The sequence below is a fragment of the Nocardia sp. AB354 genome (assembly GCF_049538315.1).
In the GTDB taxonomy this organism is placed as follows: domain Bacteria; phylum Actinomycetota; class Actinomycetes; order Mycobacteriales; family Mycobacteriaceae; genus Nocardia; species Nocardia nova.
Genome location: NZ_JBMVFU010000006.1, coordinates 216,287 through 231,411, shown reverse-complemented (window position 1 = coordinate 231,411; position 15,125 = coordinate 216,287). Strand labels below are relative to the sequence as shown.

Below are 15,125 nucleotides of genomic sequence, written 5' to 3'. Positions count from 1 at the left end.
CTCCGGCATATTCACCGCAACAGCGCGATCTGTGCTTCGACATGCTCGGGCAGGCGGCGGCGTTCCCGCAGGGCGTGCGGCATCCGGGCCGCGAGGCCGAGCAGAGCCGGGAGGCCGCTGGGGTGGCGCAGCGCCGTCCAGCCCATAGTGGCCAGCTCACGCAGGCAGGCGCCGACGGGGCGGCGCATCACCGCGGTGAGCGCGGCGTTGCGGGATTCGAGGTGGGCGCGAGCCGTATTCGGCATCCGGCGCGGCGAGGGTATATGCCGGCTGACAATCTGCGGCGAATAGCACAGCAACCATCCCGCGGCGGCCAGATCGTAGGCCAGCAGCGTCTCTTCCCCGGCGAAATGCAGCACCGGGGAGAATCCGCCGGCCGCCAGGAACGGATCACGGCGCACCACGGCGGCCCCCGCCAGAAATCCCAGGACCGACGGTCCCGGCGCCCGGGGATCGGTCCCCAGGGGGCTGCGGTGCATCAACTCGTTGACCGGATCCTCGCGCTCGTCGGGACCGACCACGGTTCGGCCCGCGATGAGCCCCACCTCGGGGTGGCGGTCGAACAATTGCTCGGCCGTCGGCAACGCGCCCGGCGCCCACCAGGCGTCGTCGTCACAGAACGCGACGAACGGTGTGGTGGCGTAGCGGGCGCCGTGATTGCGGGCGACCGCGCCGTCGTTGCGCGACAGTTCGACCACCTCCAGCGCGCGGATCCGGCCGCGGAATCCGGCCGCGGCAGGCACCGTGTGATCGTCGGAAGCGTTGTCCACCACCACGATCGGCGGTTGCGGCTCGGTCTCGGCGAGGCGATCCAGGGTGGTGACCAGTTCGTCGGCCCGGTTGCGGGTCGCGATCACCACCGTGGTCCGGCTGCGGTCACCGCTCATCGGCCGTTACCGATCACGGTGAACCCGTCGCGCCGCAGTGCCTCGGCGTCGAGCAGATTCCGGGTGTCGACGATCAGCCGGCGCCGCGTCAGGGTGCCCAGCCGCGGCCAGTCCAGTTTGGCGAATTCCGGCCACTCGGTCGCCACCACCACCACATCCGCCTCCCGCGCGGCATCGTAGGGATCGTCGACGATGTGCACCCGGGCCGGCAAACCCAGATCCCGCCCGCGAACCGGCGCCACCGTCGGGTCATAGACGCACAGCTGCGCGCCGTGTCCGGCCAGGGCTGCGGCCAATCGACGGGCCGGCGAGTCACGCAGATCGCCGGTGCCGGCCTTGAACGTCAGGCCGAACAGTGCGGCCCGCACCCCGTCCAGATCTCCGCCGCCGCGGCCCAGTACCTGCGCGACAGTCGCGACGGTGCGATCGGTCTGCGCGCGATTGGCCGCCACCGCGGCCTCCAGCACGCCCAGGTTCACCTGTTTGTCGTGGGCGATGTGCAGCAGCGCCTCGGTGTCCTTCGGCAGACAGGACCCGCCCCAGCCCGGCCCCGGCCGCAGGAACGCGGCGCCGATACGCGGATCGGACCCCAGGCATTCGCCGACGAGTTCGATATCGGCACAGACCTTTTCGCACAGCTCGGCGAGTTCGTTCACGAACGACACCTTCGTCGCGAGGAAGGCATTGCTCGCGTACTTGGCCACTTCGGCGCTTTCGAAGTCGACGATCTGCACCGCCGGCGACTCCACCCCCTGATACAGCCGCGCGATCCGCTCACCGACCGCGGCATCGGCGGCACCGATGACGATGCGGTCGGCGTGCAGGAAGTCGTAGACCGCATGACTTTCGCGCAGGAATTCGGGATTGCTCACCACATGCAATCCGCACCGGCCCGCCGCTTCGTCGGCCGCGCGCGCCGTGCCGACCGGGACGGTGGATTTCAGCACGATGATCGCGCCGGGCGACAGCAGATCGAACAGGGCGGCCAGCACGTCCTGGACGGCACTGGCGTCCGCCGCACCCGAGGGGGTGGCCGGCGTCGGCACGCAGACGAAAACCACTTCCGCCTGCGCCAACCGTCCGATATCGGTGTCGAACTCCAGTAGTCCGGCCCGAATGCCCTGGCGCAGAAGCGGTTCCAAGTCCGGCTCCTGAAGGTCGCTGCGCCCCTGCCGCAACCGTTCGACACAGCCGGCGTCGACGTCGACCGCGGTCACCGGCAATCCGAGATGCGCGAGTCCGGCCGCGGTGGTGGTGCCGACGTACCCGGCTCCCACCACACCGACGCGTTCACTCATCGCCGGACTCCGATCCGCCGCTCGCCGGCCGGGGCAGCCGAGTTCCGCGCGCCACCTGCCATTCGCCACGCAACCGATGCCAGCAAGCGGCCGGTGGAATCAGCACACTGGTCAGCGTCATGGCAGCGACCTCGCGCACGGTGGCGGGCCCCTGACCGATACGCCGCGCCGCGAACTCGGCCGTTCCCGCCAGCCACAGGCCCGCACAGGCCAGGGCAGGCGCGCGGCGGCGGCGCATCGCGAAGAACGCGGCCGCGACCCCCGCCGACGAAACCGCCGCGTGCGTGCCGAGCCGGCCACCGCTCTCGCCGATGTCGTCGCGCCAGGTGCGGCCGAATTTGCGGCGCATCAACGCATTGTCCGCATTCCCGGCCTGGGCGCGCAGCGACGACAGCAGCGAACCGGTCGCGGGAGGATGCGTGGTCACCCGGGTGCCCGAGGTGATGTGGAGCCCGGTCCGCACGACCCGCAGGGCGAAGTCGGAATCCTCGCGGTAGGCGCGCCGGAAGCGTTCGTCGAAGCCTCCCAGTTCGGCGAGCACCGCGCGGCGATAGGCCATATCCGCGGTGATCCAGCGCGCACCGGCCAAGGCGGCGGTTCCGCGTTCGGCGTCGGTGGGCCGGCGGCCAGCCGGCAGCGGCACCCACAACCGTGCCTGCGATCCGGCGACGTGCCCCGGCAGATCACGCAGATCCTCGGCCAGGCGCGTCCGCCATTCCGGTGACGGAACCACATCGTCGTCGAGAAACGCGATCCATTCCGACTCGGCCGCACGCCACCCGGCGTTGCGCGCCGCCGCCGGTCCGCGGCCGCCCGAGCACACCACGCGCACCGGAATATCGCTGGGCGGCACCGACAATGGTTCGGCGGCATCCGATCGGCCGGCCCGCGGCCGGTCGTCGACGACGACGATTTCGGCCGGGGCGACACCGCCGGGCCGATTCACCGCTGCCAGCACGTTCGCCAATCCGGATCGCCCGATCGTGGGAATCACGATCGTGTAGTCGAGAGCCCCGGTGGCGGTGCCGCCCGGAGTCTCCGCCTCGCGCACGCCGATCACCGCCGCACGACGAACGGGCCGATCGCGAGCAGATCCACCGGCGCGGAACCGAAACACTCGAGCGCGTCACGCGGTGAATCGACCATGGGCCGCCCGGCGGTATTGAGGCTGGTGTTCACCACCACGGGCAGCCCGGTGAACTCCTCGAAGCGGCTGATCATCCCGGCCAGCAGCGGCTGATCGGCACCGTCGACGGTCTGGATGCGGGCGGTGCCGTCCACATGGGTCACCGCCGGCAGGCGCTCCCGCCACGGTTCGGCGACATCGTGGACGAAGAGCATGTAGGGGCTGGGCAGCGGGCCGCGCGTGAAGATCTGCGACGCCCGCTCGGCGAGCACCATCGGCGCCACCGGGCGGAACTGCTCCCGGCCCTTGACGGCGTTGAGCCGCTCCAGATTTCCGGCGTACCCCGGATGCGCCAGCAGGGAACGGTAGCCGAGGGCGCGGGGACCGAATTCGGCCCTGCCCTGGAACCAGGCGACGATCTCGTTGCCGGCCAATGCCTGGGCGACGGTGGAGGCCGGATCGGGCGGTCGCTCGTAGCGAATGTGGGCCTCGCGCAACGTCTGTTCGATGTGGGCGTCGGAGAAACCCCGGCCGAGGGCGGCCGTGGTCATGGGATCGGGAGGCGGTCCCGCTTCGGCCGCTATCGCCAGGGCGGCGCCGAGCGCGGTGCCCGAATCACCCGCTGCCGGTTGCACCCAGATGTCGTCGAACGGACCCTGGTCGAACAGCGCGGTATTCGCCACGCAGTTCAGCGCGACACCTCCGGCCATCGTGAGCTTGTCCGCCGAGGTGGCCGCGTGCAACCACCGGCACAGGTCGAGCATCACCTCCTGCAGGACCTGCTGGACCGAGGCGGCGAGGTCGGCGTGTTCGGGCCACATCGGCTCGTTCGGGGCACGCTTCGGCGCGTAGGCGTCCCAGTTGATCGGCTGCGTGCGAAAACCCCCGTCACCGGTGCTGAAGACCTTGTCGCGCAACCAGTCCACGAAGCGGGGCTGTCCGTACGAGGCCAAGGCCATCACCTTGTACTCGTCGCTGGAACGCGCGAAACCCAGGTGGGCGGTCAGTTCCTCGTACATCAACCCCAGTGAATGCGGAAGTTGTTGCGTAGCAAGGATATCCAGCTTGCCGTTGCGGTATTCACCCGCGAGCATCGACGTCGACTCGCCGCGCCCGTCCAGCGTCAGCACAGCGGCGTCTCCGAACGGCGCGGCGAGTCCGCATGACGCGGCGTGCGCTACGTGGTGCCGCACGAAACGGACCTTGTCCGGGTCGAGCCCGGGAAGCTCGGTCGCCAACAGGTACGGAGCTCGCTCGGCGTATCGGGTGCGCAGCGGTTCCCAGCTCGGGTCGAGGCCGTCGACGCTTTCGTCCACCTGCGCCGGATCGTAGGAGTAGCCGACGGCGTCGAGATCCGCCGCGGTGAGGCCCGCCTGGTCCAGACACCAGGCCGCGGCCTGTGCGGGCTGTTCCCAGGCCGAGAACGGCACCGGCCGCTTGCCGTGCTTGCGCCTGCTGAATCGTTCCTCTTCGGCGGCCGCGACTATTTTGCCGTCGACGACCAGTGCCGCTGCCGAATCGTGAAATATCGCATTGATTCCGAGAACGCGCATCGAACACCTCCACAGGTGTCGCAAGGCTTGTGCCGGCGAACTACCCGGCGTGTGATGGCATAAACCGCGTCCGCGCCCGCCGCTGCGCGAACCACGCCAATGTCCGGCGCAAACCCTCCTCCGGCGAGACGGTGGGTTCCCAGCCGAGCAACGCACGCGCGGAACCGATATCGGGACACCGCCGTCGCGGATCGTCGACCGGCATGTCGACAAACCGGATCGGCGAGTGCCCGCCACCGAGCCGCTGGATCAGCGCCGCGATCTCGTTCACCGTCATCTCCCGCGGATTCCCGATGTTCACCGGACCCCGATGGCCGGACTCGGCTAGCGCGAGCAGCCCGCGCACGGTGTCGTCGACATAGCAGATCGAGCGGGTCTGCTCGCCGTCGCCGGCGATGGTGAGCGGTTCCCCGGCCAGCACCTGCTCGATGAACGCGGGCACCATCCGGCCGTCGTCGGCACGCATGCCCGGCCCGTAGGTGTTGAAGATGCGGGCGATCGCCACATCGGCCCCGCGGTCGCGGTGATAGGCGGTGACCAAGGCCTCGGCGTACCGCTTCGCCTCGTCGTACACACTCCGTGGGCCGACGGGATTGACGTTGCCCCAATATGTTTCGCGCTGCGGATGTTCGGCCGGGTCGCCGTAGACCTCGCTGGTAGAGGCCAGCAGCAGCCGCGCTCCGCGGCGATCCGCCAGGTCCAGCGCCGCCGCGGTACCGTCCGCGCCGGCCCGCAGCGTCTGCACGCCGAGCCGGGCATAGTGGATCGGCGACGCGGGCGAGGCCAGATGCGCGACCAGACCGACGGGCCCGATATCGGGCAGTCCCCGCGTGACGTCGTGGGCGAGGAATCGGAAACCCGGATACTTCTCCAATTTCGCGATGTTGTCCGGATCTCCGGTGGAGAAGTTGTCCACGCCCACGACCGCGGTGCCTCGTTCGAGCAGCGCCGCGCACAGGTGCGCGCCGATGAATCCGGCGCACCCGGTCACGGCTGCCCGGCGAAAACGCGGCGCGCTCGTCATCGTCAGCCCTCGAACCGGGCCCAGTATCGGACTTCCCGGCACCGGCCGAGGAAGTCGGCCACCGATGCGCCCGCCGCGAGATCCATGACGCCGGCATCGAGTTCGCCGGTCAGTCCCGCGGCCGCGAACAGCGCGCCGGCATTGCGGTGGGCGATGAATTTGCCGTGTGCGTAAGCGTCGCTGACGAAGTCGCGCGCCGGCGGCACGGTGGCGAGTTCGGCGGCTCCGGCCTCAGACGCGAGAATCACGACCGCGTCGTAGAGCACCGAGGGTCCGCCGTCGATCTTCTGGTCCGCTTCGACAGTCTTGCCGTCCTTGGTAGTGACACCGCCGACCTTCGGTGCGACGATCTCGAGGATCGCCTTCTCCGCCTGCACCGCCTCACGTACCTCGGCCAATGCCTCGGCATCGACCCCGTCGGTGACCAGCACGCCGATCTTGCGCCCCGCGATGCTGTCCGGACCGTTGCGCACGATACTCAGCGCGGGCGAGGGCGCCAGATCGGTGATCGGCTCGCGGGCACAGCGAGCCGGTTCCGGAAGCTCCGCGAGGCCGAGCCCGTCGGCGACCGCCGTGGCCAGATCCTCGTGAACGTTGCGCAGCGCGGCGACGACCCGGGCACGGATCTCGACTCGATCGCATTTGCTCAGCTCGAAGACGAACGCCTCGACGATGTGCTGCTGCTCGATACTCGTCTGGCTCACGTAGAACTGACGAGCCTGGCTGTAATGGTCGGCGAAGCTTTCCGCGCGCAGCCGGCGTGTGGGACCGGATACAGTCTCGGGAACCGTCGTGAAGCCCCGTTCGGGGTCCTCGCGCGGGCCCTTGATCGCGTCGGGCCACGAATTGGGCTCGTAATTGGCCCGGCCCTTCGGATTGACCATGGCCATGTGGCCGTCCTGCTGGAACGTCGCGAACGGGCACTTCGGCGCGTTCACCGGCAGATGGGTGAAGTTGGGGCCGCCGAGCCGCTTCAGTTGGGTGTCGAGATACGAGAAGTTGCGGCCCTGCAGCAGTGGGTCGTTCGTGAAATCGATGCCCGGGATGATGTTCTGCGTGCAGAACGCCACCTGCTCGGTTTCGGCGAAGAAATTGTCGACGACCCGGTTCAGCACCAGCTTGCCGACCGGGCGCACCGGCACTTCCTCCTCCGGGATGATCTTCGTCGGATCGAGGATGTCGAAGGCGAAGCGATCGGCGAAGTCGTCGTCGAACAGCTGCATGCCCAATTCCCATTCCGGATAGTCACCGGACTGAATGGCATCCCAGAGATCGCGGCGGTGGAAATCGGGATCGGCGCCGTTGATCTTCAGCGCCTCGTTCCACACCACCGACTGCATGCCCTGCTTCGGCTTCCAATGAAATTTGACGAACGTGGAGCGGCCCTCGGCGTTCACCAGCCGGAAGGTGTGGACACCGAATCCCTCCATGAACCGGAACGAGCGCGGAATCGCTCGGTCGGACATGATCCACAGCAGCATGTGGGTCGATTCGGGAGTGAGCGAGACGAAGTCCCAGAAATTGTCGTGGGCCGTCTGAGCCTGCGGAAAGCCACGATCGGGCTCCTGTTTGGCGGCGTGGACCATATCCGGGAACTTGATGGGGTCCTGAATGAAGAAGACCGGGATATTGTTCCCGACCAGATCCCAATTGCCCTCGCGCGTATAGAGTTTCACCGCGAAACCACGGACGTCGCGAGCCAGATCGAACGAACCCTTGTTACCGGCCACCGTGGAGAATCGGACGAATGCCTCGGTCCGGCGACCGGCCTCCTGGAACGGATCGGCCCGGGTCAGATCGGACAGCGAATCGTAGTTCTCGAAATAGCCGTGCACGCCGAAACCGCGGGCATGAACCACCCGCTCCGGAATCCGCTCGTGGTCGAAGTGGAAGATCTTCTCGCGGAAGTGGAAGTCCTCCAGCAGCGCGGGCCCGCGCTCCCCCGCCCGCAATGTGTTCTGATCGTCTCCGACAACCACACCCTGCTGGGTGGTCAGCCGCACGTCCTCACCGGTTGCCTCCTGGTGAGTTTCGCCGCCGTTGCCCGGCCGACCTGCCACATCGTCCGTCATCTCCCGACCTCCTGCCGCTGTACGCCGAACCGCTCGGTCACCGAGCCGATACCCGCCCGGTCCGGAGACAAACGTTCGCTCGGCTACCGAAAGGGCCGTGCGGCGAACTTCGACGAGCAGACCCTCCGGCCCGCGACGGCGAGCGAAAGTCGTTGCAGTCCTTGAGATCCCGATCGCTCAACCAACGGCACAGCTCGGGCCGGTCCCGAGCAGGACAGCTGCGGGCGGCCTCGGCGTTCGATCCCGGTCTTCGGACGCGTTTCCCCTCCCCATCACGCGCACTACCCGAGCCGATCGCGACTATTCCTCGGCAAGTGACCGAAGACCCTATGAACGGCCGGCATTCTGTCCGTAGAAAAGGCTGCAGCGACATCGCAGGCGGTAGGGAGGAGTGACGCCGAGGGCGCCATGACCGAGCAGATGAAGAGATCGATCACCGCAACCGCGCTGTTGGCCGGAGCCGTCGTCCTGGCGGCGCCGGCGGTGGCTCCCGCCGATTCGCCCGGTCGGGTGGTGGGGCCCGGCACCTCGCTCGGCCTCTGCACGATCACCGCGGCCGGACACGACGCAGCGGGCAACGCGGTGGCGCTCACCGCCGGTCACTGCATGTTCAGCCCCGGGCAGAGCGTCGTCGCCCCCGCCATCGGCAGGATCGGGCACTACGCCAGCTGGACATCGAAATGGGCGCTGCTGCAATCGGATTCCACCAGCGACTGGGCCGTCATCGCACTGCGCCCCGGCATCGGCATCTCGACCGTGGCCCCGAACGGCGCCGTGATCGATCACGTCGGTGCGGTCCCGGCCCCCGGCAGCCGCCTCGACAAATACGGCAGCACCACCCGCTCCACCAGCGGCCAGGTCGATTCGGTCACCGACAATGTGATCCACACCTCCGTCCCGGGCCTCAACGGCGACAGCGGCTCCCCCGCCTACCAGGGCACGGGTCTGGTGGGCATCGACTCGCAGATCAACCCCACGACACCGGCCGGCCCGTTCTGGTTCTCCGGCATCGATGGTGTGCTGGCCGAGATCAACTCCCGTCCGGGGATCGTCGGCTACGGCTTCCGGATCGGCTGATCCGATGCGCCGCTCAGACAGATCAACGTCTGCTGACCGGTCGCGATCAGTGTGCGCCGATCGTCGCGGACCCCGAACACCTCCAGCCTGCACACGGTCAGCGTGCGCCCCGATTTGAGGACGACACCGACCGCTTCGAGGTGATCCCCCTCGGCCGGGGCGAGCAGATTGATCTTGTACTCCACTGTCAGCACCGAGGAGTCGTCGGGGAACAGCGTGTATGCCGCATATCCGCCGGCGCTGTCCGCGATGGCGCTGGTGGCGCCGGCATGCACATACCCGTGCTGCTGCGTCACCTCGGGCCGGTGCGGCAGTTCGATGTGCACCCGACCCGGACCGATATGGGCGAGCCGGGCGCCCAGATGACGCATCAGCCCCTGCCGCTCGAAACTCTCCCGGATGCGCGCCTGCACAGCGGGACTCGCCTGCTCGTATGCCGCCTCGTCCATCGATCTCCTCGTGAGCCCGTTCGCGGCGCACATCGTATCCCCGCGCCCTGCGACCGCCCGGCGGTGAGGATCCCGAATCGGACGGCCGCGTTCGCCCAGGCCAGGGCTCTCAGAACGAGAACAGCCCCTGGTCTGTGGTACGTTCCCACAGGCCAGGGGCCGTTTTCTGCTCCCCCATCTGGACTCGAACCAGAAACCTGCCGATTAACAGTCGGCTGCTCTGCCAATTGAGCTATAGGGGATTGCTCCGGTCAGCCCGTGCGGGCCGGCCGAGCACAAACTTTAGCTTATGTCCGGTCGGCTCCCCAAATCGGCCCGGGAGCTGGGGAAATGCGGAACGCAGCGGCGTGTCGGGGGCGGGCGGCACGGCCCCGACCGCGGTCTCCAACCAAAGTGTGCCGGTGGGGAATTCGAGAGCCCGGCGGTAAGGATCGGAAATTGTCGGTGGGGTCTGGCAAGGTGGTGCCGGATCGACAGTCCGACTCGATGTCGGGCAGGATGTACGGCGCGGACAGCTACTGGGAGGAGCCCGAAAGAATGCTGCGGTTGATCATCGGCGTCGCAGCCGGTTATGTGCTGGGGGCCAAGGCGGGGCGGGCTCGCTACGAGCAGATCAGCAAGACCACCCGTGCTGTCGCCGCCAGCCCGGTCACCCGCAAGCTGGTTCAGGCCAGCCGCCAGAAGCTGTCGGACCGCCTCAATACCCAGCCGCGGCTCGAACCCATGGAGCCGATCGACGAGCGCACCACCGTCCTCGTCCCCCAGGACCAGCTCCGCCGCTGAGCCACGATCCCGGTGACATGTCGCCCGACGTTTCCACCTGGCAGCGTGTCACCGGATCGTCCAACTACCGGCCGAGCCGATTTTTCCCGGGCTCCGCTTCGGCCCGCGAGCCCGCGCGTACCGCCGCGGCGATGTGGCGGGCGAGCAGGTGCGGCGCCTGCGCGTGCGCCAGATGCCCCTGCCCCGGTAGCCGGTCGATGCGGGCCTGCGGTAGCGCGCCGGCGATGCGGTCGAATGCGGTGCCGTAGGGTGCGGCGTTCGCGTTGAGTTCGCCCAGCAGCAGGGTGACAGGGACGCTCAGGGCTCGATACCGCCGCAGGTCCACCCGGTAGGCCTCGATTGCCGCGAGTTCCGTCGGCAGCGGCGCCGCCAGCGGGCGCAGCACCGCCCACACCGGCGATTCCCGCAGGGCGGCAACATATTCCGTAGAGAAGCCCGATACATCGGTGTTGACCAGCCGGACGGCCGCATCCAGATCACCGCGGTCGACGGCGGCGCGCAGCGCGGGAATCGCGGCGGGGGCGAAGGGCGCCGATACCGGTTCGTAGGCGATCACCGACCGCAGATCCGACCGCTCACAGGCCGCCTCCAGGGCGATCAGTCCGCCGTAGCTCCATCCGAACAGCTTCACCGCCGCGCCGAGGGCGTCGAGGATGTGGTGCAAGTCGTCGATCTCGGTCCGTACGGAGTAGTCGGCTCCCAGCGGGCCGCTCGGCACCCGTCCGCGGCGATTGATCGTCACCACCGGATTGGACAGTCCGAGCCGCTCCACGACGGGCCGCCAGGTGGCGGCATCGGACATGACCCCCGGAACGATCACCAGCGGCGGGCCGTCACGGTCGACGATCTCGGCGGTCAGTTCGGTCCCGGAGCGATGGAAAGAGATCGACCTCATTCCGAATGGAACGATCAGGCCACGTTGAAATCATCCGAGTTGCCCATGGCCTGGGTGAGCAGGCTCTTGCGGTACTGCTCGAGGGCGACCAGATCGCCGAACAGGGCCATGTAGTCGTCCGGCTGTTCGGTCGATGAGACCCGCTGCAGTTTCGACTTGAGCGTGGCGACCTGGCGCCCGACCCACGCCTCCTGCACCCGCGCCAGCACGCCGGAGATGAACCGGGGGATGTCGTCCATCGATTTGACCGGGAGCGGCTCGGCGGCCAGTTCGGAGACCAGCGCGCGCAGCATCAGATCGTCGGTGTGATCGGCGACGCGCGAAACCCATTCCGCGCCACCGAGTCCCGCTGCCGTGCCACCGGCGGCGGCGAGGGCGGCGCGCACGGCGGTGTAAGCGGGGTGGGTGAACGCTTCGGGCTCGAGACTGTCGAAGATCGGTCCCGCGGTCGCCGGATACTGCAGGGCGGCGGCGAGTACTTGCCGCTGCGGCAGCAGCACCGGATCACCCGGATTCGGGCGGGCGGCGGCCGACTCCGCGACCGCTGTCTCGGCGGCCGCTTCGCGGCCGGGCACGCCCTTCACCGGCTTACCGCGGCGGGCGTGGTCACCGACCCGTCGCACCACCAGCTGGATGTCGTCCCAGCCGACCCACCCGGCCAGTTTCGTGGCGTACGCCTTGCGCAGCGCGTTGTCCTTGATCTGCGCCACCACGGGCACCGCGCGCCGCAGCGCCTCCACCTGCCCCTCGGGGGTGTCGAGGTTGTGGTCGGCGAGCAGGCCGCGAATCACGAACTCGTACAACGGGACCCGCCGGGCCACCAGATCGCGGACCGCACCGTCGCCGGAACGCTGACGCAATTCACACGGGTCCTGCCCGTCGGGGGCGACCGCGATATACGTCTGCCCGGCCAGTTTCTGGTCACCGGAAAAGGCCTTCAGCGCCGCTGCCTGGCCGGCGGCATCACCGTCGAAGGTGTAGATGATCTCACCGCGCCAGAAATTGTCGTCCATCAGCAACCGGCGCAGCATCGACAGGTGCTCGTCGCCGAAGGCGGTGCCACAGGAGGCGACCGCGGTCGTCACACCCGCCAGATGCATGGCCATCACATCGGTGTAGCCCTCGACGACCACCGCCTGGTGGCTCTTGGCGATCTCCCGCTTGGCGTGGTCGAGCCCGAACAGCACCTGAGACTTCTTGTACAACACCGTTTCCGGCGTATTGATGTACTTGGCGGTCATCTGGTCGTCGTCGAACAGGCGCCGGGCGCCGAATCCGATGACGTCGCCGCTCAGATTCCGGATCGGCCACAGCAGCCGACGGTGGAACCGGTCGATCGGGCCGCGCCGGCCGGGCTTGGACAGCCCCGCCGCCTCCAGCTCCTTGATGTCGAAACCCTTGCGCAGCAGGTATTTCGTCAGTGTGTCCCAACCGGCCGGGGCGTAACCGCAGCCGAAATGCCGCGCGGCGCCTGCATCGAAATTGCGGTCGGTGAGATACTTGCGAGCCACCTCCGCGCCCGGTTCGCGCAGTTGCGCCTGATAGAACTCGTGCGCGGCCGCATTGGCGGCGACCAGCCGGGAACGGGTGCCGCGGTCGCGCTGCACCGAGGTTCCGCCGCCCTCGTAATTGATCTTGTAGCCGATCCGGTCGGCCAGTTGCTCGACCGCCTCGACGAATCCGACGTGGTCGATCTTCTGCAGAAACGCGAACACGTCGCCGCTCTCGCCACACCCGAAGCAATGGAAGTGGCTGTGGTTCGGCCGCACGTGGAACGACGGCGACTTCTCGTCGTGGAAGGGGCACAAGCCCTTCAGCGAGTCCGCACCGGCCCGCTTGAGCGACACATATTCACCGACGACATCCTCGATGCGTACGCGTTCACGTATTGCCGCGATATCGCGATCCGGAAGTCGACCTGCCACGAAATGCGAGTCTAGCCGCGTACCGGTCGGCCCACGCCGACGACCGGGGTCAGTGGGCCGCGATCCGTTCCAGCCTGCTCTCGGTGTAGGAGGCGATCTGGTCGACGATCACGCGCACGCGGGCGGTGTCGTCGGTGGCCGCCTCCCACCACGGCAGCAGGATCGGGTCGAGGCCCTGGGGGGCGCCGGCCAGCAGGCGGTCGGCCACGAATCGGACGCGCTCGCGCTGTTCGGCCTGGCGTTTGTGATGTTCGGGGTCCGACATCACGTACCGCAGGGCGACCGTTTTCAACAGCGCGACCTCCGCGGCCACCACGGCCGGCACCTCGAGGTCGGCGGCGTAGCGGCACAGCGACTGCCCGGTCCATGCGGCACGGGTCGCCTCGACCGCCGCGGTCGCGAACCGGCCGACCAGATCACTGGTCAGCCGCTTGAGCGCGACCGAGGCGCGCAGGGTGCCGTCGTAGCCGGCGGCCTCGGCGATCACCTGCAGCTGCGAGAGCCGCTGACCGGCCGCGATCAGATCGTCGGCGGACAGGTCGCGGTGCTGGCGCTGGCCCAGTTCGGCGAGGGCGGCCTGTTCGGCCGGATCGGCGAGCGCCCGCAGATCGATCCGGCCCGCGATGACGCCGTCCTCGACATCGTGCACCGAGTACGCCACATCATCGGACCAGTCCATGACCTGCGATTCCAGCGACTGCCGCCGCTCGGGCGCACCCTTGCGGACCCAGCTCAGCCGGTCCAGATCGGCGTCGTAGGCGCCGAACTTCGCACCGGAAGCCGTTCTGCCCCACGGATATTTGACGGTGGCGTCGAGGGCGGCGCGGGTCAGGTTGAGGCCGTAACTCTCCCCCGCCGCATCGAAGACCTTCGGCTCCAATCTCGTCAGAATCCGCAGATTCTGGGCGTTGCCCTCGAACCCGCCGTAGGCGTCGGCGAATTCGTCGAGGGCGCGTTCGCCGTTGTGGCCGTACGGCGGATGGCCGATGTCGTGAGCCAGCCCGGCCAGATCGACCAGGTCCGCGTCACAGCCCAGCCCCTCGGCGATGCTGCGCCCGATCTGGGCGACCTCCAGCGAGTGGGTCAGCCGGGTGCGCGGTGTGTCGCCGTCGCGGGGACCCATCACCTGGGTTTTGTCGGCAAGTCGCCGCAACGCCGCCGAATGCAGCACCCGCGCCCGGTCCCGCGCGAAGTCGCTGCGCCTCGCCGGTGCGGGCGACCACCGCAACCCCGCCGTCGGCGAGGTCTCGGACACCATGCGCTCGTGATCGCTGTCGACATACGGGCATTCGGGCATCGCGTCGAAACTCATGGGAGATACCGCCTGGTACGTTTCTCACTGCTCCGCGGTGTATTTGAAATCCGCGGAGAAGTGAGTGAGCTGATACCACAGCAGCGCACCGGTTTCGCGGGCGATGCCGTGGAATTGGGACTCCCGGGTGTAGACCGCCGGGCCGGTGCGCGTCGGCGCGGTCCACGCGTCCAGACCGGCGTCGCGGGCCATGGTGCGGGTGCGCAGCGAATGCCACGGATCGCTGACCAGCACCGCCGAGGACAGGTCGCGAGCCCGCATCGCGGAGGCGACCGCCTCGATACTCTGCAGCGTGTCCGATCCGGTCTCCACGGCCACTACCCGGTCGGCAGGCACGCCGCGATTCTTCAGGTAGTTCTTACCGGAGGCGGCCTCGGTGTAGTTGTCGCCCACCTGTTTGCCGCCGACCGTGATCACCAGCGGCGCAACACCTTTGGTGTACAGGTGATAGGCCTGGCCGAGCCGGGCCTCGAAAACCGAGGACGGGGTGCCGTCGTATTGCGCGGCGCCCAGCACCACGATCGCGTCGGCGCGGCTGTAGTCGTCGATCCGAGCCACCTGCCAGACCCGGAAAGCGGTGCCGCCGACGAGCACGACCCCGATGAGGACGGTGCCGGCGATCACCCGGCGCACCCAGCGCGCGACCGCCGATCCGCGCGGACGGCGCGGCGCGACGGGCGTGCGGGTCGGGGCGGGATGGGTGAGGGCCGAGGGCATTCCCCGA

The 15,125-nt window shown here is 68.6% G+C and carries 13 protein-coding genes and 1 tRNA gene; 2 read left to right on the top strand and 12 right to left on the bottom strand.

Translation table 11 applies throughout. From position 1 onward, the window contains the following. Nucleotides 1-11: 11 nt before the first annotated feature. Genes ACPCUW_RS11475 through ACPCUW_RS11450 form a run of 6 tightly spaced genes read right to left on the bottom strand, consistent with a single transcriptional unit; the run spans nucleotide 12 to nucleotide 7,960 of the window. Complete coding sequence (locus ACPCUW_RS11475; RefSeq protein ID WP_423424684.1) at nucleotides 12-887, bottom strand: glycosyltransferase family 2 protein; 876 nt, start codon at nucleotides 885-887, stop codon at nucleotides 12-14. Then, nucleotides 884-2,185 (bottom strand): UDP-glucose dehydrogenase family protein, encoded by a 1,302-nt coding sequence (locus ACPCUW_RS11470; RefSeq protein ID WP_423424682.1) that lies wholly within the window; start codon nucleotides 2,183-2,185, stop codon nucleotides 884-886. The genes ACPCUW_RS11475 and ACPCUW_RS11470 overlap by 4 nt, the downstream gene beginning before the upstream one ends. Then, nucleotides 2,178-3,236: a glycosyltransferase family 2 protein gene (locus tag ACPCUW_RS11465; protein WP_423424681.1), complete on the bottom strand. Its 1,059-nt coding sequence runs from the start codon at nucleotides 3,234-3,236 to the stop codon at nucleotides 2,178-2,180. Before ACPCUW_RS11465 ends, ACPCUW_RS11470 begins: the two co-directional genes overlap by 8 nt. A 5-nt stretch (nucleotides 3,237-3,241) precedes the next feature. Further along, nucleotides 3,242-4,864: a carbamoyltransferase gene (locus tag ACPCUW_RS11460; RefSeq protein WP_423424679.1), complete on the bottom strand. Its 1,623-nt coding sequence runs from the start codon at nucleotides 4,862-4,864 to the stop codon at nucleotides 3,242-3,244. 40 nt (nucleotides 4,865-4,904) lie between these two features. Continuing rightward, nucleotides 4,905-5,888, bottom strand: coding sequence for an NAD-dependent epimerase/dehydratase family protein (locus ACPCUW_RS11455; RefSeq protein ID WP_423424677.1), 984 nt, complete (start codon nucleotides 5,886-5,888; stop codon nucleotides 4,905-4,907). A gap of 2 nt (nucleotides 5,889-5,890) precedes the next feature. Then, nucleotides 5,891-7,960: a catalase gene (locus ACPCUW_RS11450; RefSeq protein WP_423424676.1), complete on the bottom strand. Its 2,070-nt coding sequence runs from the start codon at nucleotides 7,958-7,960 to the stop codon at nucleotides 5,891-5,893. 408 nt (nucleotides 7,961-8,368) lie between these two features. Here ACPCUW_RS11450 and ACPCUW_RS11445 point away from each other — a divergent pair, with 408 nt between their 5' ends. After that, on the top strand, nucleotides 8,369-9,037 hold the full coding sequence (locus ACPCUW_RS11445; protein ID WP_423424674.1) for a hypothetical protein: 669 nt from the start codon (nucleotides 8,369-8,371) through the stop codon (nucleotides 9,035-9,037). Here ACPCUW_RS11445 and ACPCUW_RS11440 read toward each other — a convergent pair. Continuing rightward, nucleotides 9,016-9,486 carry a PaaI family thioesterase gene (locus ACPCUW_RS11440; protein ID WP_063014639.1) on the bottom strand — a complete coding sequence of 157 codons (471 nt, stop codon included), beginning with the start codon at nucleotides 9,484-9,486 and terminating at the stop codon, nucleotides 9,016-9,018. The genes ACPCUW_RS11445 and ACPCUW_RS11440 overlap by 22 nt on opposite strands. A gap of 169 nt (nucleotides 9,487-9,655) precedes the next feature. After that, nucleotides 9,656-9,728: transfer RNA gene (locus tag ACPCUW_RS11435), tRNA-Asn, on the bottom strand. Nucleotides 9,729-10,023: 295 nt separating this feature from the next. Here ACPCUW_RS11435 and ACPCUW_RS11430 point away from each other — a divergent pair. Further along, entirely contained in the window at nucleotides 10,024-10,269 is a 246-nt protein-coding gene (locus ACPCUW_RS11430; RefSeq protein ID WP_036499775.1) for a hypothetical protein, read from the top strand. 64 nt (nucleotides 10,270-10,333) lie between these two features. On the opposite strand, the gene ACPCUW_RS11425 is transcribed toward ACPCUW_RS11430, so the two are convergent. The 4 genes from ACPCUW_RS11425 to ACPCUW_RS11410 are packed head-to-tail and all read right to left on the bottom strand — an operon-like array spanning nucleotide 10,334 to nucleotide 15,118. Then, a complete protein-coding gene (locus ACPCUW_RS11425; RefSeq protein WP_423424672.1) occupies nucleotides 10,334-11,164 on the bottom strand; it encodes an alpha/beta fold hydrolase in 831 nt (276 codons plus the stop codon). Nucleotides 11,165-11,178: 14 nt separating this feature from the next. Then, a complete protein-coding gene (gene dnaG, locus ACPCUW_RS11420) occupies nucleotides 11,179-13,089 on the bottom strand; it encodes a DNA primase (protein WP_423424670.1) in 1,911 nt (636 codons plus the stop codon). Nucleotides 13,090-13,138: 49 nt separating this feature from the next. Beyond that, nucleotides 13,139-14,401, bottom strand: coding sequence for a deoxyguanosinetriphosphate triphosphohydrolase (locus ACPCUW_RS11415; RefSeq protein ID WP_423424669.1), 1,263 nt, complete (start codon nucleotides 14,399-14,401; stop codon nucleotides 13,139-13,141). Between the two features lie 24 nt (nucleotides 14,402-14,425). Beyond that, a complete protein-coding gene (locus tag ACPCUW_RS11410; protein WP_030512880.1) occupies nucleotides 14,426-15,118 on the bottom strand; it encodes a YdcF family protein in 693 nt (230 codons plus the stop codon). Nucleotides 15,119-15,125 lie beyond the last annotated feature (7 nt).

What these genes read in the sequence shown, in the direction of transcription:
- ACPCUW_RS11475 (WP_423424684.1), bottom strand. Translation starts at nt 887, where the DNA reads ATGAGCGGTGACCGCAGCCGGACCACGGTGGTGATCGCGACCCGCAAC.
- ACPCUW_RS11470 (WP_423424682.1), bottom strand. Translation starts at nt 2,185, where the DNA reads ATGAGTGAACGCGTCGGTGTGGTGGGAGCCGGGTACGTCGGCACCACC.
- ACPCUW_RS11460 (WP_423424679.1), bottom strand. Translation starts at nt 4,864, where the DNA reads ATGCGCGTTCTCGGAATCAATGCGATATTTCACGATTCGGCAGCGGCA.
- ACPCUW_RS11455 (WP_423424677.1), bottom strand. Translation starts at nt 5,888, where the DNA reads ATGACGAGCGCGCCGCGTTTTCGCCGGGCAGCCGTGACCGGGTGCGCC.
- ACPCUW_RS11450 (WP_423424676.1), bottom strand. Translation starts at nt 7,960, where the DNA reads ATGACGGACGATGTGGCAGGTCGGCCGGGCAACGGCGGCGAAACTCAC.
- ACPCUW_RS11445 (WP_423424674.1), top strand. Translation starts at nt 8,369, where the DNA reads ATGACCGAGCAGATGAAGAGATCGATCACCGCAACCGCGCTGTTGGCC.
- ACPCUW_RS11440 (WP_063014639.1), bottom strand. Translation starts at nt 9,486, where the DNA reads ATGGACGAGGCGGCATACGAGCAGGCGAGTCCCGCTGTGCAGGCGCGC.
- ACPCUW_RS11430 (WP_036499775.1), top strand. Translation starts at nt 10,024, where the DNA reads ATGCTGCGGTTGATCATCGGCGTCGCAGCCGGTTATGTGCTGGGGGCC.
- ACPCUW_RS11425 (WP_423424672.1), bottom strand. Translation starts at nt 11,164, where the DNA reads ATGAGGTCGATCTCTTTCCATCGCTCCGGGACCGAACTGACCGCCGAG.
- ACPCUW_RS11415 (WP_423424669.1), bottom strand. Translation starts at nt 14,401, where the DNA reads ATGAGTTTCGACGCGATGCCCGAATGCCCGTATGTCGACAGCGATCAC.
- ACPCUW_RS11410 (WP_030512880.1), bottom strand. Translation starts at nt 15,118, where the DNA reads ATGCCCTCGGCCCTCACCCATCCCGCCCCGACCCGCACGCCCGTCGCG.